Annotated in this window: 1 rRNA gene; it reads right to left on the reverse strand. The window is 57.7% G+C overall.

What is annotated here, in order from left to right:
- Nucleotides 1-1,051 (reverse strand): 23S ribosomal RNA (locus ACZ4SW_RS37050); the annotation flags it as partial.

Consider the following 1,051-nt stretch of genomic DNA (forward strand, 5'->3'; position numbering starts at 1 on the left):
CCTACACCCTTACCCCGGGACAACCACCGCCCGGGATGGACTACCTTCCTGCGTCACCCCATCACTCACCTACTACCAGCTCGGGTCACCGGCTCCACCACTCCGCTCGACGTCAAAGACGGCAAGCGGCGGCTTCACGGGCTTAGCATCACTGGATTCGATGTTTGACGCTTCACAGCGGGTACCGGAATATCAACCGGTTATCCATCGACTACGCCTGTCGGCCTCGCCTTAGGTCCCGACTTACCCTGGGCAGATCAGCTTGACCCAGGAACCCTTAGTCAATCGGCGCACACGTTTCTCACGTGTGAATCGCTACTCATGCCTGCATTCTCACTCGTCAACCGTCCACAACTACCTTCCGGCGCTGCTTCACCCGGCAGACGACGCTCCCCTACCCATCACAGCCGGCGTTGGCCGTTATGCTGCAATGACACGACTTCGGCGGTACGCTTGAGCCCCGCTACATTGTCGGCGCGGAATCACTAGACCAGTGAGCTATTACGCACTCTTTCAAGGGTGGCTGCTTCTAAGCCAACCTCCTGGTTGTCTGTGCGACTCCACATCCTTTCCCACTTAGCGTACGCTTAGGGGCCTTAGTCGATGCTCTGGGCTGTTTCCCTCTCGACCATGGAGCTTATCCCCCACAGTCTCACTGCCGCGCTCTCACTTACCGGCATTCGGAGTTTGGCTAAGGTCAGTAACCCGGTAGGGCCCATCGCCTATCCAGTGCTCTACCTCCGGCAAGAAACACACGACGCTGCACCTAAATGCATTTCGGGGAGAACCAGCTATCACGGAGTTTGATTGGCCTTTCACCCCTAACCACAGGTCATCCCCCAGGTTTTCAACCCTGGTGGGTTCGGTCCTCCACGAAGTCTTACCTCCGCTTCAACCTGCCCATGGCTAGATCACTCCGCTTCGGGTCTTGAGCGTGCTACTCAAACGCCCTCTTCGGACTCGCTTTCGCTACGGCTACCCCACACGGGTTAACCTCGCAACACACCGCAAACTCGCAGGCTCATTCTTCAAAAGGCACGCAGTCACGAGA

Source organism: Streptomyces sp. NPDC028331 (assembly GCF_055565775.1).